The sequence below is a fragment of the Runella sp. R5_40 genome (assembly GCF_057652295.1).
This window is the reverse complement of the sequence record NZ_JBYFCH010000003.1, coordinates 1-25,087: the sequence shown is the minus strand read 5'-3', so window position 1 is coordinate 25,087 and position 25,087 is coordinate 1. Positions and strand designations below refer to the sequence as shown.

Sequence of the window (25,087 nt, the reverse complement as noted above, 5' to 3'; positions counted from 1 at the left end):
CTTGTTCTATTTAAACAAAATCGGCAAGTCGAATGACTTGCCGATTTTGAGTTGCAAGAAATAACCGAGGATTAGTAGCCAGGGTTTTGTTTTAAGATTTGTTCTTTGCTATTCAACAAGTCCATTTGGCCTTGAGGTATAGGGAACAACGCATATTTAGCTTCATATTTAGCACCACCTAATGCACCAGGCAACAATACCTGATCGTATTGGAGATACTTATTGATGGCAGCTACATCCTCGCCCCAACGAACCAAATCATAGAAACGGTATCCTTCCATTCCTAATTCAATTCTTCTTTCAAAACGAACGGCTGATCTAGCATATTCTTTTGTTGGGAAAGCATCGTACAACGCAATTTTATAATTAGCGGCAGGTTTGCCATCAATCATTACGTAGTCAGACGCGTTCATTGCTCTACCTCTTACCATATTGGTATATTCGAGTGCTTTAGCCAACGAACCTACTTCGATTTCTGCTTCTGCTGCCATTAAAAGCACGTCAGCAAAACGGATAATAGTAACGTTGTAGGCATTGTAAGTTTGGTGTCCCCAACCTCCTGTTTCAGTTAAACCTGCTGCTTTTTCAGCTTTGGTAAACAAGTATTTTTTAGGAGAGTACGGACCACCGTTTGGTTGGTTACGAATCATGCTAAAGCCTGTGTGTGGGCCCCAATCCAAGAATGGAATACCTCTACGGCCTACTGTGTGGTCTAGTCGTGGATCAAGTGGCCCTGCATCTGGCGTGAAAGCCACGTCAGATTTAATACCCATATCCGTTTTAACCGCATTGGCAGGAGCATTGTAAGTACCATCCAAAAGTGGAAGTCCTTTTGCATCTGTACGGAACGAGTTTACGAATTCAAACGACGGTTGGAAGAATCCACAGCAAGTACCTGGATCAGAGCCTTGGATAAAGTTCAATTGCAAATCAGCGTTGGCGTTGTTTCCATTTCCTGATTTAACAGTTGCTTGAACTGCAAACACCGACTCCGCATTGTTGTCATTTGCTACACGATAAAGATCTGAATATTTAGGAAGCAACGCATATTTTTTGCCACCTGTTGTTTTACCGTTCGCAATAATCAAATCAAACAACGCTTTGGCTTCGGCATATTTCTTTTGATACAAATATACTTTGGCCAAGTAAGAAGCCGCTGCCCATTTGTTGGCACGTCCAACAGCAGATGATGTTTCTGGCAAATCGTTGTAAGCCGTTTTGAAATCATCCTCAATTTTTGGCCATAGCTCAACATCGTTTTTCACTTTGTCGATTCCGTTTGAAAGATTTTTAGTTTCATCAACATAAGGTACTAAGTTGAAGTTTCTTTTCAATTGGAAATAGAAGTGGCCTCTCAAGAAACGTGCTTCCGCAGTGATCAATTTGATATCTTCCGCTTTTACACTTGGCTGTGCTTCTTTCAACAAAGCCAAAACGGCATTAGCTCTCGAAACACCTTCAAAATAACTTTGATACACGTTGGCGGCTACAGGATCCGTCGAGTTGTATTGGAATGTTTGGATAGGGTTCATTTCAGAACCATCCCCTGGGTCAGTACCTTTGTTGGCATCTCCCCCTCTAATACTTCCAATCAGCCAGTTTGAAGGCCCTGAGTGAGTTTGCCCCAAAGCACTCAATTGAGCGTACGCAGAAATTAAACTTCCGTCCAAACCAGCTTTGCTGGTAAGCTGGGCTTTAGCAAGTGAGCCCGTTGGAGGTACTTCTAGAAAGCTATCTTTACAGGCATATCCAGCTAACAAAAGAATAATGCTTGTAAGTGAAAAGATTATTTTTTTCATTTTGTTCATATGTTAAAATCCAACATTTATACCGAAAGTGAATTGACGAGTCATTGGGAAGTTTCCTAAATCCACCCCAAAGTTAGTATCCGCAGCACCAGCTACTTGAGGATCTAATCCGCCATATTTGGTAATTGTAAATAGGTTGTTGACAGCGGCATGAACACGAAGTCTGCTCAATCTTAGTTTATTTGCCAATTCCATTGGGAAGTTATAGGCAAACGAAAGGTTCTGGAATCTTAAATAAGAACCGTCTTCTACGTAAAAGTCACTAGATTGAGAACCTGTACTGAAACCATCGTTTGCTTCAAAGATTGGAATGGTAGCACCAGTATTCTGTGGAGTCCAAGATTGTTTTACGCGCTCTGAGATGGCAGAACCTGCGAACAACGGATAGAAATCGGTAAATCTTTTTGAGATATTAAAGATTTTGTTTCCGATTGATGTGTAGAAGTACGACAATACTTCAAAGTTTTTGTAGGTAAGACGGAAGTTCACCCCACCCGTAAACTTAGGCACTGGGCTACCCAAATACGTACGGTCGTCTGCGCTTATTTTTCCGTCTCCGTTTACATCAACATATCTGAAACGACCTACGCCAGATCCGTCTTGCGTTGGAGCATTTTTGATTTCTTCTTGGCTTTGGAATAATCCCTGTACTTTATATCCGTAGAAAGAAGAAAGCGAGTAGCCCAATTGGTTACGAATAGGGTTTACACCTCTAAAACCAGGGTTTACGTCTTGCAAATAAGTAAGACCGCCACCGATTTCAGTAATTTTGTTATCAAGGAAGCTACCAGTAACATCAAATTCGTAGCCTACTTTACCTCCAAATTTACCGCGAGTAATCAACTGAATATCAATACCCTTATTCACCATTGTACCTACGTTAACCGAAGGAGGTGTAGCACCACCCACTGTCTGCGTAATTGGCAATTGATACAACAAATCTTTGGTATCTTTTTGCCACAAATCAAAGATTACATCCAATTTCCCGTTAAGGAATGAGCCATCAATACCCACGTTTTTGGTAATACTTGTTTCCCATCTTGCATCAGGGTTTCCGATGCGTGATTGTCTGAAACCTCCTACTACGCCACCGTTTGTACCGTTGATGTCGTACGATGAGTTCGCTACACTTTGTGCATACAAATCATATTGGTTAGTAGGAGCAACGTTATTTGAGTTACCCATCAAACCATATCCCCCACGAATTTTCAAATCAGTAACCCAAGAGAATTGTTTCATGAATGGCTCATCCGAAAGTCTCCATGCGGCAGATACCGCTGGGAATACCCCATATCGGGTGTTCGCACCAAATCGAGAAGAACCGTCACGGCGAAGTACCCCTGTAATGATGTATTTATCTTTCAAGTTGTAAATCGCTCTACCAAAATAGGAGTTAAATGTAATCCCATTGTCTTTAACACTGGTTGCTGGGTTTCTAATATCCAACGTAGAGATTGTAATGTAGTTTACATCACCAGAGAATGGGTTACGACCATCAGCGCGTAAATCTTTTCCAAAGCCCGTGTTAAGTGCTTCTTGTCCAACCAATAAATCCAAATTATGGATACCGAATTTCTTCTTGTAAGAAATTGTGTTCGTGAAAGTCCAACCTAATCTAAATCCACCACTTTCGTTGTACGACCAGTTCACACCTTTGTTTTCAAGGGTTTCATAAATTGGACGACCATATCCCCAGCCGTAGAAATTAACAAAGTTTCCACCGATTGATGAACGCAACGTCAAATCTTTGATAGGATCAACTTCGATGTAGAAGTTACCAGATGCCAAAGCATTGTAGTTTTTGTTGAGCTTATTAGCCTCTTGGTTAGCAACAGGGTTTGAACCTTGTCCGAAACCTAGGGCAGTTGTACCCGCATATCCGCCAAATTCGTCATAAACAGGGATAATTGTAGGCGATCTGAACGCTCCTAAGATATCGTTTTCTGCTTGTGACGACTGCAATCCTTCATTATCTCCCTGACGGCCTAAGATTTGAAGGAAAGTAAGTTGGATATTTTCACCAATTCGTACATTTTTGAAAATATCAAACTCTGTATTCACACGCATCGCATAACGCTTTGCACGCTGGCTTGGCAAAATACCTTGTTGGTCTTGCATTGACAGACCTACATAGAAACGCGAAGCATCTCCTCCACCTTCAAAACCTAAGCTATGTCTGCTGATTGTTCCTGTTTGGGTCAATGCTTTATACCAGTCTGTTCCTGCCTTATTCGCTTTGATAACTTGGTAAAAATCACCGATAGTTGGTCCAGTAATGTTATATTTTAACTTTTCTGCGGCCAAATCAACCGTTCCAATTACCCCACTTCTATTACCTACTTTAAGATAATCGGGCAATACTGGCGTTGGGCCTGAACCATACTGAGGGTGAGAAAGAGGCGAACCAGAGTTTTTAAGCGCCGTCCAAGTCCAATCTGCTTGGTCTTGTGGGTTCATCATTTTTTGTCCTTTACCTGGGTCAGTAAGACCATACACACCATCGTAAGTAACGCTCAGTTTTTTAGCTGATTTTTTACCTCTCTTAGTCGTATATACAATCACACCATTGGCCGCTCTTGCTCCATAGATTGACGCTGCCGACGCATCTTTCAATACTGTCGTTGATTCAATGTCTTCTGGGTTCAAGAAGTTTACGTTACCTACTGGATATCCGTCAACAATGATAAGCGGTTCGTTACCACCAAATGCACCAAAACCGCGAACCCGAATCTGGCTTCCTGATCCTGGTTGGCTGGTAGTTACAACCGTCAAACCTGCTACCCGACCTTGTAATTGTTGCTCAACACTTGAAGATGGCACCGTTGTAAGGTCTTTAGTTTTTACGGTAGAAATAGCCCCCGTTGACTCACGGCGCTTATCTACAGTATAACCAGTGACAACCACTTCAGTCAAAGCATTCGCTTCATCCTCAAGCTTGGCATTAATCATTGTTTGGTTTCCAACTGGAACTTCCTGCGATTTGTAACCAATCGCCGAAATAACTAATACAGGATTGGCACCTTTGACACTGATAGTAAAAGCGCCGTCGGCATCTGCTGACGTTCCCACGTTACTACCTTTCAACAACACCGTGGCGCCTGGAATAGGGCCATCAGAAGCCATTACTTTCCCCGATACTTTACGTTCTTGGGCGTGTGCTGGGTCGGGTGCAAGGAGGAGTAGGAACATCCATGCCACCACACACGTCAACAGTGAGTAGAACTTTGTTCTCATAAGAAAAAACTGATAGGTTAAAAAGTGAACAAAAAATATAAAAAAAATACAAATTTTCTAGGCACAAAAAAACATAAAAATACGCTACATACGTACACAGTTTATGTTTCAAAAATTGACAATAATGCGTGGGAAATTGTGCAACACCCAAAAGCTACCTTTTGGGTTGCTTCTAGAAACGTACTCAGTAAATAGATAACGATTGTGTGGAGAAAAGCCTTACGGCCAACTAATAGGTACTAACAAACGAACAATTCTGCTAATCCAACTAAAAAGAGTTTATAAATGGCTATATACTTACAAAAAAATAAAAATCTTTGTTTTTGGCTAAATCACACACATTTGTACTAAGTATCCTATTGATAATTAGTGCCTTTATTTTTCTTAATTTTAGTGATTGATACCCAGAGGAACGTATTTTTTGTTTCTAAAATGGATTATTCTAAGAAAGAAAAATGAGCGTCGTTGTTTGATTTAGAGTTTTGAAACGTTATTGTAAAGAATTCAGCTTACAGGTATATATCATTATGATACAAACTTATTGGGTTGACGTCGATATTCCAAATTTTTTCTTTTTTTTGTGCAAAATTTACGCGTATGCTTCCTAGCGAAAACATAAAAGATTTTTTAGACCAAGGTCCCGAATACCTCCCAAGTGTGTCGGTTGACTGCGTCATTTTTGGGTTTCACGAACAACAGCTAAAAGTGCTTTTACTCGAATTTAAAAAAACCAAAGCCCATGCCTTACCTGGCGGGTTTGTGTTTAAAAATGAAAGCACCGCCGAGGCCGCCAAACGAATTTTGTGGGAACGTACAGGGGTAAAAGATATTTATTTGGAGCAATTTTACACGTTTGGTGAGCCCAAGCGCGGCAACTGGGATGTCCACAAAGCGACCATGGCCTCCCACGGATTTGATTTAACGAAAGAGCACTGGTTATTGCAGCGGTTTATTACGATTGGCTATTATGCCTTGGTGGACTTTTCTAAAGTAAAACCCACCCCCGATATTTTTTCGGACGTGGGCGACTGGTACGATGTACACGATACTCCCCCCTTGATTTTAGACCATAATCGTATTGTTGCCAAAGCCCTCGAAACGTTACGACTCACCATCGACCATAAGTTGGTGGGATTCAACTTGCTTTCGGAGACATTTACCATGAACGAGTTACAGTCGTTGTACGAAACCGTGCTTGATAAGAAGTTGTTGCGGGCAAATTTTCAGCGTAAGATGCTGAACTTGGGAATTTTGGAACGGGTCAAAAAGAAGTTTACAGGCAAAGCCCATAAACCTCCTTTTGTGTACCGATTCAATGCCGAAGCGCTTGACAAACAAAATTCATAGGTAGCGTGAGAAATGCTTAACGATGAGGGGTTATTGGTTAGGTATTGCGTTTTGAAATTGAATCATAATGACCGACATCAGCATTTGATGGGGCATCGCGTCAGGATTTTTGAAGACAAAATACACATCTTGAAACCCTTCAGTGGGCTCAATTTTGGCCACAGCCTGTTGAGCACCTCGACGAATCATGGCACTCATATCAAAACCGCCTGCTCCTTGTGCTTGGCGGCGTTGGGCATTGGCTCCGCCCGCCGCAGTCGTGGCATTGTTGGTGGCGGCAGGTGGTGGCCCCGTCACTGGGTCTTTTACCACAACTGGCGTAGATTTTCCAATCAGCTTCCCCGTAGGTGAGCCCAAACGCACTTCTATCGTTCCGCCTACTGCCCCAACGCGAGTCGTTGCTTGGGCCAAAACTTCGATTTGCTTGATACCCGTCAGGTCGAGGTGGTTGTAGGCAATGTACGAATCCGTCCCAATGAGGTTAAACGACTTATTGGGCGTAATTAAAAGTTCAGAACCTTTGGTTTTGTCTGCCTTGGCAGGGTCGAGCGACGAATTGCGTAAATGAACAATGTCTTCTGACATCAACGGTGAAAGCAGCTTTGTGCCCCTATCGGTGTAAGCAGCCCGTAATACATAGCTTCCACGGCCATTTTCTCCTTTGGGAACGGCTGGCGTGTGCGCTCCTTTGGTCGTAAACGATGGGGCTTGTAGCGGTTTTTCGCCTAAACTCATGATATAATTCACCATCGTTGTGGCATCATTGGGCGAAATTTGTGGGTGCGCACTCATGGCGTGATCTCCCCATACGCCTCCCCCACCCGATATAACTTTCTGGGCCAACTTCTCTACGGCAGCCGCATCGCCTTTGTATTTTTGGGCAATGTCACGGTAGCTCGGCCCCACCGATTTTTTATCCACAATATGGCACGACTTACAATCGCTGGCGTTCATCAGTTTGTAACCTGTGTTAAATCGAACCGACGCGTCGGTGGTATGGTAGTTGGCTGCTATTTCCACGGGGTCAAAAGTGTCTGGCATATAATCCAGATTCACCGCTACTTGATTGGGGGAAATCTTTCCGTTTTCCAAGCTACCATCCTCTTTATCATTAACCTTTACTTGGTATTCGATGGGTTCGTTGGGAAAGAAAAACGACTTATTGCCTTTTGTTACTTCAAACACCACTTCTGGGGCTTCGTTTCCAGCTTTGATTTCAATCGAACGGGTATTTTTTGCTCCTTTTGCATCCGTCACCGTCAAGGTCGCTTTGTACGTACCTGGTTTATCAAACGTAACAGTAGGATTGGCTTCAGTTAGGGTTTTCAATACGCCCGCTTTTGAAGTAATTTTCCATTCGTAGTTGAGTTTATCATTGTCGGCATCTTTGGTGCCTTCAGATGAGAACGCTACTTTGAATGGTACCGCGCCTGCTTTGCGGTCGGCAGTTGCCTGAACAACGGGCGTACGGTTTCCTGCGTTGTACTGTACTTTTACTAGCCGTGCGTTGTCATTTCCTCTAAACCAAGCACTTCCGTATTCGAGTACGTACAAATCTCCGTCGGGGCTAAAGTCCATGTCGATGGCGCTGCTGAAGTTTTCGCTAGGCATAAAACGCTCCATTGATTTATAGTCGCCTTTTTCGTCCATCGTAATCGCCATAATCCAGCCGCGCATGAAGTCAACCGCGAGCCATTTTCCTTCGTAATAATCGGGGAAAGGACGGGGCGCATTTTTGAAATCAGCCTTGCGAAATACAGGCCCACCCGTGGCGCTTCGTCCCGAGCTACCTACCAGCGGAAATTCGGGCGAGTTGGCATAAGGATACCAAATAAATGCTTTTTGGGCGGGTGGCAACTCACGCAAACCCGTGTTGTTGGGCGAGTCGTTGATGGGTTTGGCTGGATCAAATTTTGAATCGGCTTTCAGTTTATTAGTTTCAAAATCCCAATCACCATATACTTTGTTATCTCCAATAAAATAAGGCCAGCCGAAGAATCCTGGCCCTTTGGCTTGGTTGAGTTCATCGTAACCACGCGGCCCACGTTCCGAGTCTTTGGAGGCATCGGGGCCTACTTCTCCCCAATACAAAAAGCCCGTTTTACTATCGAGCGTTGGACGCCAAGGGTTGCGGTGTCCCATTGTATAAATCTCGGGACGGGCCTGAGGTGTACCTTTGGGAAACAAATTACCTTCTGGAATCGTATATTTTCCGTCGGCTTGCGGTTTAATTCTTAGGATTTTTCCGCGAAGGTCGTTGGTACTAGCCGCGCCTCGTTGGTCATCCCAAGTACTTTGGTTGGGGCGTTCATCAATGGGCGCATAGCCATCAGAATTGCTATTGCTTGTGTTATTTCCTGTCGTTAAGTATAAATTCCCAGCTTTGTCAAACACCATTCCCCCACCCGTATGGCAGCATTCTTCGCGCTGCGTAGGTACTTCCAACACTATCTTTTTAGAAGCCTCCACCAGTTCATTACCTTTCAATTCCCAGCGCGCCAACACGTGTTTTTTCTCACTAGGATCAGCATAATACATGTAAATCCAGTTGTTTTTGGCATAATTTGGGTCGGCAACCAGCCCCATTAACCCTTCTTCTGCCTCACGTACTTGTCCTTGTCGATTGGTATATTTGGTATTGACAGGAATCGTAGCCAAGACACTCACTTCCTTTGTTTTAGGGTCATACGCTTTTAAATTCCCTTTTCGCTCCACAAACAAAATCCGCTTGTCGGGCAGAAACGTTATTTCCATTGGCTCGTCGAGCTTTTCGGTCAGTACGCTTTTGGTGAAACGATTTTCGTCGGGAGGAGTAGGCTGTTGGGCTTGTGCAGTGATGACAACGGCACTCGCAATCAACCCCACAGCAGAGAGACGGGATAGGTAGGAAAGTTGCTTCATTGAAAAAGGCTAGTCTTGTAATTATTTTTATAGAAAGTTGAACTTATACCATCAAATGTACTTTTCATTCTTTGTATCAACGGGGTACAATAGATAAAAAACACTAAGTTGCCGACGAGTGGCGTTTTATTACCGAAGAATACGAATTAAATCCTAGTTAAAATCATTGAGGATATTTCAATAACAAAATACTTATCTTTAACATTGAGCATCAATCAAGTGAGTAATTCCACGCAATACATTGTCTATGAAAGTTTTAGTCGTTGAAGATGAGCCTAAGCTCGCAGGGTTTATCAAGAAAGGTCTTGAGGAACAGTCTTGGGAAGTAGAAGTAGCGTATGATGGACAAGTAGGCAGCAGTTTTGCCTTGTCAAATCATTATGATGTGATTGTGCTCGACGTCAACTTACCCAAAATAAACGGGTTTGAGCTCGCGTCTTTGTTGCGCAAAGAAAACGTAACGACCCCCATTTTGATGCTCACGGCACTTGGCACGCTCAAAGACAAAATAAGTGGGTTTGATTCAGGAGCTGATGATTATTTGGTAAAACCATTTGAATTTCAAGAACTTATTATTCGGCTGAGGGCACTTCAGAAACGTACCAGCGACCATAAGCAAACGCAAAACGTGCTGCGAATTGCTGATTTGGAATTAGACCTCAATGAGCGAATAGCCCGCCGAGCAGGAAGCCGCATTGAATTGACGGCCAAGGAATTTGGCCTGTTGGAATACTTGATGCGTAACCGAGGAAGGGTGGTTTCGCGAGTGGACATTGCGGAGAAAGTTTGGGATATTCATTTCGATACGGGCACCAATACAATAGACGTGTATGTGAATTTCCTCCGCAAAAAAGTAGATAAAAATTTCCCTGCAAAACTTATTCATACCGTGGTAGGAATGGGTTATATCATGAAAGAACCAAAAGAATCATGAACATCCGTCTGAGGCTGACCCTTCTTTTTGCCATATTGGTAGCCTCCATTATGCTTGTGTTTTCGTTGTCGGTGTATTATTTGTACGACCAATTTCGAGAACAAGAATTTAACAAACGACTCCAAGAAAAAGCAAAAACAACAGTTCGCCTGTTGGAAGATGTCAGTGGAATCACCGAACCTTTGCTCCATGCCATCGACCGTAATAACCTTACGGCCATGCACAAAGAAGAGGTGACTATTTACGACGTCCAGAATAGAATTATTTATGACAGCGGCAAAGAGCCCTTTCCAGTAAGCCCCGCAGTACTGCAAAGCATCCGAGATGGCAAGTCGTTTAGGGAGCAAGATGGCGAAAAAGAAATCATTGGAATACGCTACATTGACCGACGCAAAGAGGTACTCGTCGTTATCGCCTATGCCGTTGACTTATACGGATTTAGCAAACTAGAACGACTCCGAAGTATCCTCGTAACGGGTTGGGCCATTAGTTTGTTTGTGGTACTATTTTCTGGATGGTTGTTTGCAGGCGATGCCCTTCGGCCCGTTTCCGAAATTATAGAACAAGTAAAAAATATCTCGGCCCGCAACATCCATGAGCGGCTTACGATTGGTCGAGAAAAAGATGAGTTGGCACAATTGGCCATTACTTTCAACGAACTCCTAAGCCGCTTAGAAATTGCTTTCACTTCCCAGCGTAGTTTTGTCTCGCACGCTTCCCACGAATTACGAACCCCTTTGGCAATTATGATGGGCCAATTGGGCGTGTCGCTCATGCAGGAACGAACGGCAGAAGCCTACCGCGAGACCATCAAAGAAACGATTGAAGAAGTAAAAAAAATGCGGGATTTGGTCAACGGTTTGTTAGAACTCGCCCGCCTCAACGACGACTCTTCTCAGTTTTTTGTGCATCCCCTGCGGGTGGATGAGCTCCTTTGGCAAGCGCGCGAAATATTACTGACCCACATGCCCAACTACAACGTTCACATTGAGTTTGACCAGTTTCCCGAAGACGAAGAAGCCTTAGAAATTGAAGGAGATGCGTCTTTACTGCAAACTGCGTTTATGAATTTGATGGGAAATGGTTGTAAATATTCCCAAGATAATCGGGTAAACGTAACGCTTTATATTCAAGAAAAAGCGATACGGATTGTCTTTGTTGATCGCGGAGTGGGAATAGCAGAAAAAGACCTCCCCCATATTTTTGAGCCCTTTTACCGCGCCGAAGCTACCCAATCCATCAAAGGGCACGGCGTGGGTCTTGCCTTGACTGAACGCATCATCAAACTACACAAAGGCGATATTCGGGTGCGTTCGCAACTGGGTGTCGGCACTCATTTTATTGTTACACTGCCTTTTTAATCTTGTTTTAATAGGCAATTAACCTGCTTTTAATCGAATAAAGGGAGCTTTGTGAGACATAAACGCTACCTCCCTTTGTATGAAAGCCAAAACGCATCATCCCCTCTTCGATGAGCATGAAGTCCTTCACGAACTAAAACACTTTTTGCCAGCCCAAGCTCCGCTCAAAGATTTTATCCACCACAATACACTTCACGCATTTCAGCACCAGAATTTTTATCAAGCATTGAGAAATGCGTCGGCATTTTTTGGATATAAAGTAACGCTGACGCTGGACGAATACCGTGAACGGTACATGCAAAATCGCATTAGCGAGGAAGTCCTTGAACGGGTTATTGCAGAACGAAAAGGAAAAGAAGAAGTAGGTGTTTGGAAACGCAAAGCCCTCACAGGCAACTACGACCCCACCATTTCGGGAAGAATTGGGTTACTCCGCGACAACTGGAAAAAACAGTACCGAATCGACTTAGACTTGCTGGTACACCCGCTTTTCTTTCGGGTGGTTTGTAGTTATTTAGACCAAGGTATTTCGATCTGGGGGTTTCCAGTGGCACACAAAGGGTTCCTTTCGTCGATACGCGAAATGGAACGGAATACGTTCGCCAGTTTTTTTAAAGCAGAACGGGCGAAAAAATTGCTCTTCAACGAAAACTGCCAAATCAGCGATTTGTTGAAGTTGCTTATCGGTGATGAATCATTGTACAAACAATACCTCTACGACCTACAGTTTGCCCACCAAGGATGGTCGGGAATCGTGTCGGTCTTGGAAGATCAGCCCCAACTGTTGCTTGACCGCAAAAAAATCAGCCTTAGGGAATTGATTATCTTTGAGTTACTACTAGAAATAGACGCACTCGACGACAAGTATCAGGGCAACTGGGCACCCTTAGCATCTCGCTTAGAAACTCCCCCAACCCCGATTTTTGCCAAAGTTCCCTACACTGAATTTCACGAAGTGATTGAGATTTGGCAAGAGGCGTTTGAGTGGAGTTTTTACGACCAAGTGCTGGCAGGAATGAAGCAGGGCACTTCGCCCACCAGCGTTCCTGCGTCTAAAACGTTTCAGGCAATGTTTTGTATGGATGACCGGGAGTGCTCTATTCGCCGTTATGTAGAGCAACACGACCCTCATTGTCAGACGTTTGGCACCCCTGGCTTTTTTGGCGTTGAGTTTTATTACAAACCCAAACACGCCAATTCGATTACCAAACAGTGCCCCGCGCCAGTTACGCCCACTTATTTGATAAAAGAGCTAACCAACGAAAAGGAAAAGCGCGAACGCGACCTCCATTTTACCAAACATTCACATACGCTTTTGCGAGGTTGGCTGATTTCACAAACGTTGGGCTTTTGGTCGGCACTACGTTTGGCGCTTACGATTTTTAAACCTTCTTTGAGCCCCGCTACCAGTTCTTCGTTCAAACACATGGACGAATTTTCGGAGTTAACCATTGAAAATACCAACCCTGACGAAAAAGAAAATGGGTTGCAAATTGGGTTTACGATTGAGGAAATGGCCACTCGGGTCGAAAACCTGCTACGTAGCATTGGCTTGGTCGAGCAGTTTGCTCCGCTGGTGTATGCCGTAGGACACGGCTCCACGAGCGTCAACAATACGCACTATGCAGGATACGACTGCGGCGCGTGTTCGGGACGGCCAGGGTCGGTCAATGCACGCGTTATTAGCTACATGGCCAACCACCCTAAAGTGCGTTTGTTGCTGCGAGAAAGGGGCATTGATATTCCCGAAACGACTCAGTTTTTAGGAGCACTGCACGATACCACCCGCGACGAAATTGCTTTTTACGATACCACGTCGCTTTCGGCAACCAATGCAGCTTTGCACCAACAAAACGAAGCGAATTTTAACAAAGCCTTGGATTTCAACGCCAAAGAACGCTCGCGTCGTTTTGAGTCGATTGATTCTCACTTGCCCGTTGAAAAAGTACACGAAAAAATCCGCCGTCGCTCGGTTTCTTTGTTTGAACCACGTCCCGAGCTCAACCACGCCACCAATGCCCTTTGTATTGTTGGGCGTCGTGATATTTCTAAGCACTTGTTTCTCGACCGTCGTTCGTTCATGAATTCGTTCGACTACCGCGTTGACCCAGAAGGTAATTACCTAACGACCATTCTCAACGCGGTGGCTCCCGTAGCAGGAGGTATCAATTTGGAGTATTATTTTTCACGGGTTGACAACCAAAAACTAGGTGCAGGAACCAAACTTGCCCACAACGTAATGGGGCTGTTTGGGGTCGCCAACGGTATCGACGGTGACTTACGCCCAGGACTTCCGAGCCAAATGATTGAAGTCCATGATCCAGTTCGGCTCATGGTGATTGTGGAGCATTTTCCATCGGTAGTACTGCGCTCTATCCAGAAATCGGCCGCTACCTATGAATGGTTCATGAACCAGTGGATTCATTTAATAGTGGTAGAACCTACAACTCAAGCCTTCTATCTTTTCAAGAACGGCGAATTTGTCGAATATCACCCTATCAAACAAGCCATAGAAGTGGTACAAAATGTCCCATCCTTGGTCGAAGCCCACGAGGAAAACCTCCCCATTTACCTTCTTCAGTAGTCGATAAACCATTATTTTCATGACATCCATCCTTCATTTTTTCATACTAATTCCGCTTTTAGGTTTTCTAGTTAGTTTGTTACTGCCTCCCAAAAACGAAGTCGTCATTTCGCGTTCGGCTATCTTCACGGTGGGGCTTCAGCTGCTAACCGCCGTTGTTTTTTGTGCCTACTGGCTCTTTCAACACACCCCAACGATTGAAGTCAAAGACTTTTCGCTCTTTAGTTCGCCAGGCTATGAGTTTTTTATTACCTTTTATTTTGACGGTATCACCGCCGTTTATCTGTTGGTAGGTGCATTTTTATCATTTTTAGTGACCATTTATAGCCGTGCGTATCTCCACCGCGAAGCAGGTTACAAACGCTTTTTCAATACCATCCTCTTTTTTTATTTAGGGTACAACGTCGTCATTTTCTCGGGCAACTTCGAGACGCTGTTTGTCGGCTGGGAAATTTTAGGGATTTCTTCCTTTCTATTAATTGCCTTCTATCGCGACCGTTATCTGCCCGTTAAAAACGCCATTAAAGTGTTTTCTGTCTATCGTATTGGCGATTTAGGGCTTATTTTAGCGATGTGGGCAAGTCACCATTTGTGGCACGAGAACATTACATTTCTCAAATTAAGCAACCACGAATTGGTACACGAACACCTCCAAAACCACAGTTGGGTAGGCATTTTTATTTCGTTGATGATCTTGTTGGCAGCAGCGGCCAAATCTGCCCAATTGCCCTTTTCTGCTTGGTTGCCCCGTGCCATGGAAGGCCCCACCCCCTCTAGTGCTATTTTTTACGGTTCGTTGTCGGTTCATTTTGGCGCATTTTTGTTGTTACGCACTTTCCCCTTTTGGGAAGAACAAACTTCCGTTCGGATTTTGATTGCACTTTTGGGAATCATCACCAGTGCCATTGCTACGCCCATTGCTCGGGTACAATCGTCGGTCAAGAGCCAAATAGCTTACGCCTCTATTGCCCAAATTGGGCTGATTTTCGTTGAAATTGCGGCGGGGCTTGAAGTAATTGCCCTCATTCACTTTGCTGGAAACGCCTTTTTACGCACCTATCAGCTGTTGGTCTCCCCTTCGGTAGTAAGTTATTTGATTCGCGAACAGTTTTACAATTACGTGCCACGCCAACATACGTTTGAAGACTCTCTTCCTAAAAAGTTGGAATATACCGTGTATTTGTTAAGCCTCAAAGAATGGAATCTCGACTCGTTTATGAACCACATTGTGTGGAAACCACTCCGCCGCGTAGGTCGTAAACTAGACTTTTTGACCCACAATCGTTTGCTTATGCTGTTTGTGCCTACCTTTTTATTGGCACTTATTGCCTATAATTTTCAAGACAAACTTTCGGCCCAAAGCCACGTGTACTTCCCGATTTTGTTTGCCTCCATTGGGTTGTTGATGGTATTAAAATCTTATTCGGAGCGCAAAAGCCCACAAATGAGCTGGTTATTGCTGATTATGAACCACTTTTGGGTAGCCTTAGCCATTTCATTCAATGAGCACTTTACGCTTGAAGAAGTACTTTTCTACCTCAGTGGTGTCGTGATTGCGGGCGCGGTCGGTTATGCTTGCTTGCGGCGGCTCAAGCTGCTCGAACCCAAGGTGGATTTAAACCAATTTGCGGGGCACGTATATGAGCATCCCAAGCTGACTTTGGTGTTTTTGCTGGCCGCGATGGGGCTCATGGGTTTTCCTATTACGCCCACGTTTATTGGCGAAGACTTGGTGTTTAGTCACATCCACGAAGACCAGATTGTGCTTGCATTTTTATGTTCCATTGGTTTCGTCTTTGAAGGGATTGCGATTGTACGCATTTACGGGCGTGTCTTCCTTGGCCCACACACCAAACATTACCACGAAACAGCCTATCGTTCTTCCTAAAAAACGGTTTTAACGCGTTTTTAATACCGCCTTAACTCCCCTTTAATTCGACTGTAAGACTTTTGCCAACAGTTAATCGTCTCCTTTTCACTATTATTTCTCAAGTTAATAAACAAGACTTATGAAATCGAAGAATAACATTTTTGACAGTCTTCAAGCGCATTGGGCAAAAGATTTATTGTCAGGTTTTTTGGTGTCTTTGATTGCCCTTCCATTGTGTTTGGGTATCGCAGGTGCCAGTAATTTCCCACCAATCATGGGCGTAATGACCGCCGTTGTTGGAGGGATTGTGGTGGCGTTTTTTGCGGGTTCAGAATTGACCATCAAAGGCCCCGCCGCAGGTCTGATTGTCATTGTTGCAGGTGCTGTTGAGGAACTAGGAAAAGGAGACAACGAAGTAGGCTGGAAACTAGCACTGGGTGTAGTGGTTGTAGCAGGGTTAATCCAAATCGTGTTGGGGTTATTGAAAGTAGCCAAGCTCGCCGATTTTTTCCCTCTTTCGGCCGTCCACGGAATGCTCGCCGCTATTGGTATCATTATCATGTCGAAGCAGTTGCACTTGGCCGTAGGCATTGCCCCTTCAGAAATGAAAGGTAAAGAGCCGCTTGAGTTGCTCGAAATGGTCCCTCATAGCCTCATGCACATGGAATACCACATCGCCATCATTGGCGGTATCAGCTTGTTGATTTTGTTTGGTTGGCCTTATCTTCAAATCAAGGCCCTCAAAAAAGTCCCACCAGCATTGGTAGTACTGATTGTAGGGGTATTGTTAGGTCAATATTTTCACTTGACAGAACCTTCTTACAAAAACCTAAAACCGTTGGTAAACCCTGGTGATTTCTCGATTAACCTCAACGCCGACTTTTCGGTACTTACCAACAGCGAGCTACTTCCTATCTTTTTGAAATACCTTTTGATGTTTGTATTGATTGGTTCATTAGAATCACTTTTGACGGGCCGTGCCATTGACTTGATTGACCCTGAAAAACGGAAATCAGATTTAAGCAGAGACCTTACAGCGGTAGGTATCGGTAACACAATATCAGGTCTTTTGGGTGGTTTGCCTATGATTTCGGAAGTAGCCCGTAGTTCGGCCAATATCAACAACGGCGCCAAAAGTCGCTGGGCCAACTTCTTCCACGGCATTTTCTTGTTGTTGTTTGTAGTAATGCTCGTTCCCGTAATCAAAATGGTACCCGTTGCTTCTTTGGCCGCAATGTTGATTTTTGTAGGCTTCCGTTTGGCTTCTCCCAAAGAATTTGCACACGTCTATCACATTGGTAAAGAGCAATTAACCATTTTCTTGATTACCATCATCGCCACCATCGCTACCGACTTGTTAGTGGGTATTGCGGCGGGTATTTTGACCAAATTTATTATTCAGTTGGCTTTTGGAGTACAGATTAAAGATATAATTAAGTCTCGTTTTGAATTAACAGAGCAAGAGTTAGGCGTGTATCACCTTAGCGTCAAAAATGCAGCGGTGTTTGCCAATTATCTCAAACTCAAAGCACAATTAGCGAAAGTACCGCAAGGAAGTTCATTGATTATTGACTTCTCAAAGGCAGCGTACGTTGACCACACAGTAGCCGACAACCTGAATAATTTTAGAAGAGAGTTTGAGGCCGCAGGAGGAGTGTTGTCGCTCAAAGGATTGGATTTGCACGAAAGTTTATCGGAGCATCCATTGGCAGCGCGTCGTTTGCCCAAGCATTTGCGCAAAACGCTTGTAGAAATGGCTTAATGTTTAATAAACAATAAGTTTAGTTAAGTTAGTATATTTTAGCGTGAAAAAGGGAGGTTTTACCTCCCTTTTTCATTGGTTTACGAGTGCTTGCGCACCGTTATTTGTTATCTGTTATTTGTCAACCGTGTAGTTAGCTCTAAGTTACTGAGATTTAGCACAATTAACAGCTAACGGTTAACAATTAACCATGTTTAGGCCGAAATCCAGCTAAAATTATACGCTAACTCAGGTACTTTTGTGCGGTCAGCCACGCGTCGAAGCCGCGCAGGAAGTGCCATAAGGTAGTCGCGTGCGCGTTCGCCAGCATCATTAAGATCAGGCACTTTGTCGATTTTCCATTCATCCAAAAGCGATTCCATAATTTCGATGTAATCGTGGGTTGTATAAACACCCAACCGCTGGGCGGCGTCCGAATAATGGCTAAATGTCTCGCTAAGTTTGACCCCCGTTTCACGCAAGAAGTGCGCAGGCATCACAATTTTTTTGCGCATCATGTCTTCAAACGCCAACATCATTTCTGAAGAATCGACTTCAAAAATGCGGTTTACAAACGACTTGTATGCCTTGGCATGTCGCATCTCATCGGCGGCAATTACGCCACACATTTTAGAAAGCAAATGATTACCGCATTGTTTGGCCAACGTAGCCGTGCGTCGGTGCGATATGTTGGTCGCTAGTTCTTGAAACGAAGTATAAATGAAGTTACGGTAAGGATCCGTTCCTGTTTCAATATCGAAGCCATCCGAAATCAAATACTGCGTAGAAACCTCCATGGCGCGCATATTGACTCGCCCCGACAAGTACAAATATTTGTTGAGAAGATCCCCGTGGCGATTTTCTTCGGCGGTCCAAGCCCGTACCCATTTTGTCCAGCTTTGTTCAGGCTCTTGCTGGTTAATTCCTTCAACGGTCATCAACCACGACTCATACGTGGGCAATGCCTCTTCGGTGATGGTATCACCTACCAATACAGCAATATAATCGTACGATAATTCGCGAGCAGCCTCTTGAAGAAGCTTTACTTCGGTAAAAAAGCTCTCTTTGGTCGAATCAGGCAAAAAATCCGCAGGCTGCCACAAAGTCTCGACAGGCTTCAGAAATTCGTCGTAGATGGAATCAATCTTTTGACCGATAAACTTCATTACCTCTATCCGAGTGGAGGGAAGTTGCATAAAACTAAGATTATGAAATAAGTGTCTGAGAAAATTTCCCGAAGGTAGCAAGAATTTTAGGAAAGTTGGTGAGATGTTGGCCTTGGGTTGCTAAAACGGGCAAATGTTTGCGTAATTTTGGCGCTCAAAATCCCCGTTAGCGTGGCATGAAAAAAATAATCGATTACGTTTTAGGTAGCCTTTACCTGTTGTATTTTGGGTTAGTTCTAGTGATTTTCCACCCCATTCAGATGGTATGTTTTCATTTGTTTGGGCGACGTGCTCACCAAAAATCGGTACACGTACTGAATGGTTTTTTGTTGCATGGGCTTTATATTTTAGGAACGCGTTTGGGGTTTAAGGCAAAAGCTACGTTACCCACCGACCGCCCCGTTATTTTTATTGCCAATCACCAAAGTATGTTCGACATCGTCGGAATGATTTGGTATTTACGCCAGAACTTCCCCCTGTTTGTGTCAAAAAAGGAGTTGGCAAAAGGCATCCCTAGTATTTCGTATAACCTTCAGAAAAGCGGCGCAGCCCTCATCGACCGTCAAGATGGTAAGCAAGCCATTATGGAAATAGCGCGATTGGCCAAGTTGATTGAAGAAACGAAATTTTCGGCGGCTATTTTTCCAGAGGGTACTCGCTCAAGAACTGGCGTGCTAAAAGCCTTTGCCACAGGAGGCGTAGCTATTCTGGTAAAGAAAGCACCCAACGCACTCGTTGTACCCATCGCCATAAAAAACACGGGAAAATTGAACCCAAAAGGCATTTTTCCGCTTAGTAGCTTTGAAAGTCTCTCGTGGACGGTGCTTGAGCCCATCGAACCCAAAGGAAAAACAATAGATGAGATTGTTGAATTGGCCAAATCAAGTATTGAGAACGAATTAAAAAACGGCTAAATTGTCCACCAGATACTGCTTTGTGAAGAGCATAATTTGTGAATATCATTTTATTTATAATTAAATTAGTATAAATTTCGGGAGTATTCAACCATTCAAAGGCGCTGTGAATTACTATAGAACCCTTGTGTTGGCCTTTTTTAGTGTCATGATTTGTTTCATGGCAGTGGTCAAACCTTTGGTTAATTCTCCCAAAAAAAACAACCTTACTGAGCAACAAGAACAGCAAGAAACCTCTTGCCCTGAATCATCTGACGAAGAAGGCTGTAAAGAAACAGCCAAAGAAAATATTGAAGAAAATGCCGAATGGAACGACGAATTTTGGACTCCTTCCGTCGTAGGCTTTTCCATTTCATTACCTTCAAAAGCATCCAGCAGTTTTTTATATTTGGTTCATTTCTCCGAACACGTAGCTGCCATTAGCCTCCCCCCTCCCGAGTTTTTCCCTTCTGTTTAATTTTTTTATTTCTTGCTTTCGCTCATGGGGCGAGAAAAAATACTACATGAGCTGTGGGTTAATCAGGTTAAATGTAAGTAAAAGAAAATGAAGGGTTTATTTAAAGATATAAAGTACGACCTACCTGCGGGTTTGGTGGTATTTTTGGTCGCATTACCGCTGTGCCTTGGGATTGCACTTGCGTCGGGAGCGCCACTTTTTTCAGGAATTATTACGGGGATTGTAGGAGGCTTGGTCGTGTCGCTGCTCAGTGGTTCGGCACTAAGCGTGAGCGGGCCAGCCGCGGGTTTAACCGTCATCGTCCTCAACGCTATCCAGCAAATTGGCTCATTTGAAGCCTTCTTACTGGCAGTTGTGCTTGCTGGAGTAATTCAAATTGTATTGGGGGTAATGAAAGCGGGCATCATCGGCCATTATTTCCCATCAAGTGTCATTAAAGGAATGCTCGCAGCGATTGGTTTGATTTTGGTTTTCAAACAAATTCCGCACGCATTTGGGTATGACAAAGACAGCGAAGGAGATTTCTCATTTGTCCAAGTCGATGGTGAGAATACATTCTCGGAGCTTCTAAACGCCATTAACTTTTTACATCCAGGCGCAGTGATTATCTCAACCATATCGCTGCTGATTATCATTTTTTGGGACAAGCCTTTTCTAAAAAAATACGCGATTGTTCGGTTAGTTCCTGCGGCACTTGTGGCCGTTATTGCGGGGGTACTTATCAACAGCTATTTTGAGGTATTTTCTCCCTTGCTCGCCCTAAAAAACGACCACTTGGTGAGCCTGCCTGTATCGGGTTCAGTGGAAGCGTTTATTGGGCATTTTACCTTCCCCAACTTTCAAGCCATTTCAAATCCACAGGTGATTATTACCGCTTTCACGATTGGGATAGTGGCAAGTTTGGAGTCGCTACTAAGTGTTGAAGCCACCGACAAGCTCGACCCTTTTAAGCGTAACACACCTACGAATCAAGAACTTATTGCCCAAGGAGCAGGAAATGTGGTCGCAGGTTTATTGGGTGGATTGCCATTGACGGCCGTGATTGTGCGAAGCTCCGCCAATGTCAATGCGGGTGGAAGAACCAAACTTTCGGCTTTCATACATGGCCTGTTTTTATTGATAAGTGTGGTTGCTTTTGCGGGCTTGTTAAACAAAATCCCGTTGGCGTGTTTGGCGGCGGTGTTGTTGGTCGTAGGATACAAACTAGCCAAAATTTCGTTATTTAAATCCATGTACAAGCTTGGTTGGAGCCAATTTTTGCCTTTCGTCGTTACAGTTATTGCCATTTTATTGACCGATTTGCTCAAAGGTATCGGCATCGGGATGGCCGTTTCTATCTTTTTTATTTTGCGCAACAACTACAAACAAGCGTATCATTTCAACGAAGCAGGAACGCCCGACAAACGGCAGATTACGATTCAGTTGGTAGAAGATGTGACTTTTATCAACAAAGGAGCGATTACACTTACCCTCGATAAATTGCCCAATGATGCCAAAGTGGTCATCGACGGCAGCAAATCACGTTTTATCGACATTGATGTTCTTGAGATTATCCACAATTTTAAAGAAACCGCCCTTTTGAAGGGCATTCAGCTTGAACTAAAAGGAATCCCTGAGTTCCAAGGAGTAGCAGGACATTAGTTTAAGGCATCATCTCAATCCAATATTTTAACCCAAGCAAATGAAAGCACACACAAAAGAAACCCAAGCTAACTTAACGCCAAGAAAGGCGCTAGAAATACTGCAAGAAGGAAATTTGCGCTTTATCAAAAACCTGAAAGTGCAACGTGATTTGTTGGAACAGGTAAACGATACGCGCGAAGGACAATGGCCATTTGCCACGATTTTGAGCTGTATTGATAGCCGTACGTCATCCGAATTGATTTTTGACCAAGGTTTAGGTGATATTTTCTCCATTCGTATTGCAGGGAACATCGTCAATACTGACATTTTGGGAAGCATGGAGTTTGCCTGTAAAATTGCGGGTTCCAAGCTCATTGTTGTACTTGGACATACCAAATGCGGCGCCGTCAAAGGAGCTTGCGACCACGTAGAAATGGGCAACTTAACGGAGCTTTTGGCAAAGCTTCAGCCCTCGGTTTACCAAGAAAAAGAGACAAAATCAGACCGCACGTCCAAGAATAAAGAATTTGTCGAAAACGTAGCTCAAATCAACGTAAAGCGGAATGTAAAAAATATCATTGAGCGAAGCTTCATTTTAGAACAAATGGTAGAAAACGGAGAAATTGGTGTGGTAGGTGCTATGTACAATATCGAAACGGGTGAAGTAGAGTTTTATGACGATGTGATGTACATCCGTGATACCCAAAACCCCGATTTTACGGTAGCAAACCTGCGTGATTTGACCTTGGCTTAGTGAAAATCCCCCGTTGGGTGAAAGGTGTAAAAGCGTTTCGCTATTTTTGTACAACTCATAAAATCGAACCGTAATGACCTTTAAGTACCTCAACAAAGATTTTTCAGCAGGTTTTTCGGTATTTTTAGTGGCGCTCCCGCTGTGTTTAGGCATTGCCTTGGCATCGGGAGCGCCGCTTTTTTCTGGCTTAGTTTCGGGCGTAATCGGTGGGTTGGTGGTAGCCTTGCTTTCAGGGTCTGAAATCGCCATTAGTGGCCCCGCCGCTGGGTTGGTTGTCATTGTGTTTGATGCCATCCACGGCTTAGGTGACTACTCCCATTTTCTGACGGCGGTCGTCTTGGCGGGTCTCCTCCAATGGTTGCTGGGCTGGTTCAAGGCGGGGCGTCTAAGTGGTTTTGTGCCATCGAGTGTCATCAGCGGAATGCTCGTTGCCATCGGAATTGTCATCGTTCTCAAGCAAATCCCCCACGCCCTTGGCTGGGACGCCGACTACGAAGGCGAATTTGAATTTTTCCAAAACGACCAGCGAAACACCTTTAGTGAAATTGTCCAAGCGGTGTTACATCCAACTTGGGGCGCAGGCATCATCAGCGCGGTGTGTTTGCTTCTGATACTTTGGTGGGATAAAAAAGCCGAGCAAGGTATCAAATTCTTCAAAACCGTTCCGACGGCCTTGGTCGTGGTTGTGGTGGGAGTTGTTATTAATCAAGCATTTAGATGGTTGGCACCCGCCTTTTACCTAGGCGAATCTAACGATCACATGGTGCGAATGCCCAGTTTTCATACCTTGTCCGACCTCAAATCGGCCCTTCATTTTCCATCCCTCGACGCACTAACCAAGCCTGCGGTATATTTAACCGCTTTTACTTTGGCGATCATTGCGAGCGTCGAGTCGTTGTTTGGACTAGAAGCCGCCGACAAGTTGGACAAACAACGGCGGATTTCGTCGCCCAACCAAGAGCTCAAAGCCCAAGGGATTGGCAATCTTCTTTCAGGATTGCTTGGCGGCCTACCGATGACAGTGGTCGTAGTTCGTACCTCATTGAACGTATATAGCGATAGCCAAACGCGCCTTTCTGCCTTTATCCAGGGTATTTTGTTGCTGTTAGCGATGGTGATTTTTCCCGAAATCCTCAACCATATTCCCTTGGCTAGTCTGGCAGCACTGCTCATATTGGTCGGTTATAAACTGGCGAGAATTGACATCTTTCGCAAAATGTACCTCGAAGGGCAAGACCAATTTGTCCCATTTATTGTGACTATACTGGGGATTATTTTGACCGATTTGTTGGTAGGAATAGCCTTAGGATGGATTGTCGGAATCGCGTATGTAATCTATACCAACAATCAATCGGCCATGAGTGTGGTCCGCGACAAAGAAACCGTGCTGATTTGGTTTAGAAAAGACATTTCGTTTCTCAATAAAGCCAGGTTAAAAGAAGAATTGGCGGCACTGCAAGCAGGAGACACGGTCTTTATTGACGGAGCAAGGGCACATTTTATTGACCATGACATTTATACTACCCTCAAAGAATTCAAAAAAGATGCGCCACTGCGCGGCATTCAGGTGGACTTTAAAGGAATTACACGTCGGAAAATAACAAAACGGAAACTCGATGCAAGCATACAAAAAACTCTTATTAGCAAATAAAGCGTGGGCGGCTGAAAAACTCATGCTCGACGAACACTATTTTGAGGAGCTGGCCGCTGATCAAAAGCCTGAGTTTTTGTGGATTGGCTGTGCCGACAGCCGCGTGCCCGCCAACGAAGTGACAGGTACTGCCCCTGGCGAATTGTTTGTTCACCGAAACGTGGCCAATTTGGTCCTTCATACCGACATCAACATGCTCAGTGTGTTGCAGTATGCCGTCGAAGTACTCAAGGTAAAACATATTTTGGTGGTGGGCCACTACGGCTGTGGTGGGGTAAAAGCTTCAATGACTAACAAAGATTACGGACTGATTAACAAGTGGTTGCGCAACATCAAAGAAGTGTATGAAAAGCACGAAACCGAACTCATTGGCATTGCAGAGGAACAAAAACGCTTTGACCGATTGGTAGAACTGAATGTAATTGAGCAGGTCAATAATTTAGCCAAAACGACCATTGTGCAGCGCTCTTGGCACCAAAGGAACTATCCCCAACTCCATGGATGGGTATTTGACCTACATACGGGGCTTATCAACCCAACGGTGGAGATTCTGCCTGGGGCCGAAATTTCGCCCATTTATCGCTACGATTTTGAAAGCGATAAAAAACAAGACGAAATTTCGACCGAATACGAGCATTAGGCACCTAAGCATATCGGGTTGTGAGCAACCTATGGTAACCCCATAACTTGTTGATTTGGGGTGGTATTTTTGAGGGCGAATCCCTCAACGATAGCCTTGAAT

Annotated in this window: 16 protein-coding genes; 12 read left to right on the top strand and 4 right to left on the bottom strand. The window is 44.2% G+C overall.

The features are described 5' to 3' along the window. Positions 1 to 71: 71 nt before the first annotated feature. Both AC23N5_RS07270 and AC23N5_RS07265 read right to left on the bottom strand, forming a co-directional pair. Entirely contained in the window at positions 72 to 1,799 is a 1,728-nt protein-coding gene (locus tag AC23N5_RS07270; protein WP_487755037.1) for a RagB/SusD family nutrient uptake outer membrane protein, read from the bottom strand. 12 nt (positions 1,800 to 1,811) lie between these two features. Further along, positions 1,812 to 5,042 carry a SusC/RagA family TonB-linked outer membrane protein gene (locus AC23N5_RS07265; RefSeq protein ID WP_487755036.1) on the bottom strand — a complete coding sequence of 1,077 codons (3,231 nt, stop codon included), beginning with the start codon at positions 5,040 to 5,042 and terminating at the stop codon, positions 1,812 to 1,814. Positions 5,043 to 5,639: 597 nt separating this feature from the next. Here AC23N5_RS07265 and AC23N5_RS07260 point away from each other — a divergent pair. Then, a complete protein-coding gene (locus tag AC23N5_RS07260) occupies positions 5,640 to 6,389 on the top strand; it encodes an NUDIX hydrolase (protein WP_487755035.1) in 750 nt (249 codons plus the stop codon). A gap of 30 nt (positions 6,390 to 6,419) precedes the next feature. Here AC23N5_RS07260 and AC23N5_RS07255 read toward each other — a convergent pair whose 3' ends face one another. Further along, a complete protein-coding gene (locus AC23N5_RS07255; RefSeq protein WP_487755034.1) occupies positions 6,420 to 9,290 on the bottom strand; it encodes a PQQ-dependent sugar dehydrogenase in 2,871 nt (956 codons plus the stop codon). 247 nt (positions 9,291 to 9,537) lie between these two features. Between AC23N5_RS07255 and AC23N5_RS07250 the strand changes: the two genes are divergently transcribed. From AC23N5_RS07250 to AC23N5_RS07230, 5 genes are all read left to right on the top strand, one after another. Beyond that, positions 9,538 to 10,224 (top strand): response regulator, encoded by a 687-nt coding sequence (locus AC23N5_RS07250; protein WP_487755033.1) that lies wholly within the window; start codon positions 9,538 to 9,540, stop codon positions 10,222 to 10,224. Further along, a complete protein-coding gene (locus AC23N5_RS07245) occupies positions 10,221 to 11,585 on the top strand; it encodes a sensor histidine kinase (RefSeq protein ID WP_487755032.1) in 1,365 nt (454 codons plus the stop codon). Before AC23N5_RS07250 ends, AC23N5_RS07245 begins: the two co-directional genes overlap by 4 nt. Positions 11,586 to 11,664: 79 nt before the next feature. Then, complete coding sequence (locus tag AC23N5_RS07240; protein ID WP_487755031.1) at positions 11,665 to 14,169, top strand: YbcC family protein; 2,505 nt, start codon at positions 11,665 to 11,667, stop codon at positions 14,167 to 14,169. A 19-nt stretch (positions 14,170 to 14,188) separates the two neighbouring features. Next, positions 14,189 to 16,057, top strand: coding sequence for a proton-conducting transporter transmembrane domain-containing protein (locus tag AC23N5_RS07235; protein ID WP_183971899.1), 1,869 nt, complete (start codon positions 14,189 to 14,191; stop codon positions 16,055 to 16,057). 121 nt (positions 16,058 to 16,178) lie between these two features. Beyond that, positions 16,179 to 17,801: a SulP family inorganic anion transporter gene (locus tag AC23N5_RS07230; protein ID WP_487755030.1), complete on the top strand. Its 1,623-nt coding sequence runs from the start codon at positions 16,179 to 16,181 to the stop codon at positions 17,799 to 17,801. Positions 17,802 to 17,995: 194 nt separating this feature from the next. On the opposite strand, the gene AC23N5_RS07225 is transcribed toward AC23N5_RS07230, so the two are convergent. Continuing rightward, a complete protein-coding gene (locus AC23N5_RS07225; RefSeq protein ID WP_183971901.1) occupies positions 17,996 to 18,976 on the bottom strand; it encodes an acyl-ACP desaturase in 981 nt (326 codons plus the stop codon). 146 nt (positions 18,977 to 19,122) lie between these two features. On the opposite strand from AC23N5_RS07225, the gene AC23N5_RS07220 reads away from it, so the two are divergent. The 6 genes from AC23N5_RS07220 (at position 19,123) to AC23N5_RS07195 (ending at position 24,985) form a co-directional block, all read left to right on the top strand. Next, a complete protein-coding gene (locus AC23N5_RS07220) occupies positions 19,123 to 19,860 on the top strand; it encodes a lysophospholipid acyltransferase family protein (RefSeq protein ID WP_487755029.1) in 738 nt (245 codons plus the stop codon). A gap of 106 nt (positions 19,861 to 19,966) precedes the next feature. Continuing rightward, positions 19,967 to 20,317, top strand: coding sequence for a hypothetical protein (locus tag AC23N5_RS07215; protein ID WP_183971903.1), 351 nt, complete (start codon positions 19,967 to 19,969; stop codon positions 20,315 to 20,317). An 87-nt stretch (positions 20,318 to 20,404) separates the two neighbouring features. Continuing rightward, a complete protein-coding gene (locus AC23N5_RS07210; protein ID WP_487755028.1) occupies positions 20,405 to 21,958 on the top strand; it encodes a SulP family inorganic anion transporter in 1,554 nt (517 codons plus the stop codon). 40 nt (positions 21,959 to 21,998) lie between these two features. Further along, complete coding sequence (locus tag AC23N5_RS07205) at positions 21,999 to 22,694, top strand: carbonic anhydrase family protein (RefSeq protein ID WP_183971905.1); 696 nt, start codon at positions 21,999 to 22,001, stop codon at positions 22,692 to 22,694. 73 nt (positions 22,695 to 22,767) lie between these two features. Beyond that, positions 22,768 to 24,345 carry a SulP family inorganic anion transporter gene (locus tag AC23N5_RS07200; protein ID WP_487755027.1) on the top strand — a complete coding sequence of 526 codons (1,578 nt, stop codon included), beginning with the start codon at positions 22,768 to 22,770 and terminating at the stop codon, positions 24,343 to 24,345. After that, positions 24,311 to 24,985: a carbonic anhydrase gene (locus AC23N5_RS07195; RefSeq protein ID WP_487755026.1), complete on the top strand. Its 675-nt coding sequence runs from the start codon at positions 24,311 to 24,313 to the stop codon at positions 24,983 to 24,985. Before AC23N5_RS07200 ends, AC23N5_RS07195 begins: the two co-directional genes overlap by 35 nt. Positions 24,986 to 25,087 lie beyond the last annotated feature (102 nt).